Consider the following 2,099-nt stretch of genomic DNA (forward strand, 5'->3'; position numbering starts at 1 on the left):
CAGCTTAGTCATTTGCTCGGCCAGGCAAGGGCATTTAATATAGCGAGAGATCGCAAGATCCAGTTTTCCTGAACCACTTTCAAAAGGTCCGGAATGTCTGTCTCTGTGTGCCATCAACGTCGCTGTAAACGCAACCCGAATGGAATCTTTCCCCTTGCTGATCATCGCCGCTCCTTACGTGATGCTCAGCGGCTCCAAAACCTTCAGTCTCCTCCAATGTTAACGCCTGTAAAGTCTAATCGAGAACCTTTCAGGTTCGAACCACGATCCCTCCAGCTAGACGTAACAAAGTGGCTCGTAATAGATCAAAACGATCCTATTCTAATAGCTCGAACTGGACTCCATAAGAGCATAGAGTTCCAATCTTTGTCTGCGCTTGGAGAACTATCAAACATTTCCCCCAACAATCCACATTGATCAAAAGGAAGACAATAATCACCACTCTAACTTCTCCCTCTAAGCATTTGAACACCTGTATGCAAAAGAGGAACCCCTGAACATAGCTCGCTGCAGCAGGTGCAAACCAACCGCACTTTATCCGAGGAGGTTGCCAGTGCCGTGACAATATGAACCAGGATGGAGAGATTCATTGCAGTCGGGGCATTTGCCAGCTTCAGCCACGTAGGTCGGCCCAACATCTTCAATGACACTCAGAAGACGTTGAGCGTCTTCCGCTGTCGATTTCAGTCCACCAATTCGTTTCAGTTTGGCTTTGTTCCCAACAACAATAAGCACATCTTTTGCTCGACTCAAAGCAACATTCAAGCGATGCTTGTCTGACATGAAGCCCACCTTTCGTTCATTTCCGCCGGCAAGTACGAGGTCAAGGAAGACGATCTCATTGTCCCTGCCCTGGTAATTGTCAATTGTTGAGACCGTCACGCCTTGTAGGAGGGGACCCCATTCTGGACTGATTTCCATCGCTCCCTGGATCATCCTCTCCAGCCTGATAACCTGAGCCTTGTAAGGGGTCAAAATTGTAACATCCTGAGCCAAGATATTGTCCGTATGTGTGAGTAAGTCTGCCAACATCCTCATTATAACTGTAACATTGGCGAAGTTATAACGGGAGAATGCGGCATCACGATGAGATATGCCATCCACCACATCGACAAAGAACATATTGCTCGGCCTCCACGTGTCCGGCCATTCCATCTGCTCCGCAATGTCCATGAACGCAATATAGCATCTGCTGGGATTCTGCTGCGACTTATGAGATTGGAGCTTTCCTTCGTAAAAATGCTTGGACACTAGGTCTGTGATCTCAGGTCGACATCGGAAGTTCTCACCAAGCAATATGATGGGATGCACCTGCGAGTTTATGAGGCATTCCATCAAAGACATGGAAGTCGAGTGGATAAACTCGTTGGTCTTGGCGTTCGACAGAACGGTTGGTCTCAGTTGACTGTCATCCCCCGCCAAAATGACCACTCTTAAATAGGGCTGGAATATTGCAAGTGGGATCACCGTGTCAGGCTCGAGAGCTTGAGCAGCCTCATCGATGATGCAGATACTGGGGACCCAGTTCAGGTCTCTCATCATGATGGAATTGTTCAATGTGCTACCCATGATCCACGCTCTTGCCAAAACTTCCTCTGTATATGCCTTTTCTAAGTCGTAATAGAATCTGCGGTCATCTACGGACAGAGTCCCCGTCCCAATTAACTGGTCCCGCAGTTTGAGCCATCGCATGGCTGGAAAAATCTTCGGATCCTCAAAAGTATTCGTCCCTTTCGCAAAATCTTTAACCAATTGAAGCGTTCGAGACACCAGACCCCACTTTCGAGAATCCAGCTTCCCATCTTCAGACGGGTTTTGATCCCATTCGTCTTCGGAGATGTCTGCCAAGAAATGTCGCTCTTTGGCCAACGATTGGAATCGGATCCCCATGTAATCAGGACTTCCTTTCGCCAAAGAGACCGACAGATGAGCCATGGTTCGAGCGAACAGCTCGTCTGCAGCAGCGTTAGATGGTGCACACAAGAGAACCCTGTGACCAGTCCGAACAAACGACCATGCTATCTTAGCAAGTAGCGATGTTTTTCCCGTTCCAGGTGGCCCCTTCAGTAGCATCAAAGGACCCTTTGAACGCCGAAGAC

1 protein-coding gene is annotated in these 2,099 nt (G+C 48.5%); it reads right to left on the reverse strand.

Features of this window, described 5'->3' with window-relative positions; translation table 11 throughout:
* Positions 1 to 534: 534 nt before the first annotated feature.
* Positions 535 to 2,076 carry a hypothetical protein gene (locus DMG62_23700; protein PYY20349.1) on the reverse strand — a complete coding sequence of 514 codons (1,542 nt, stop codon included), beginning with the start codon at positions 2,074 to 2,076 and terminating at the stop codon, positions 535 to 537.
* Positions 2,077 to 2,099 lie beyond the last annotated feature (23 nt).

It is taken from the genome of Acidobacteriota bacterium (genome assembly GCA_003225175.1).
GTDB lineage: Bacteria > Acidobacteriota > Terriglobia > Terriglobales > Acidobacteriaceae > Gp1-AA112.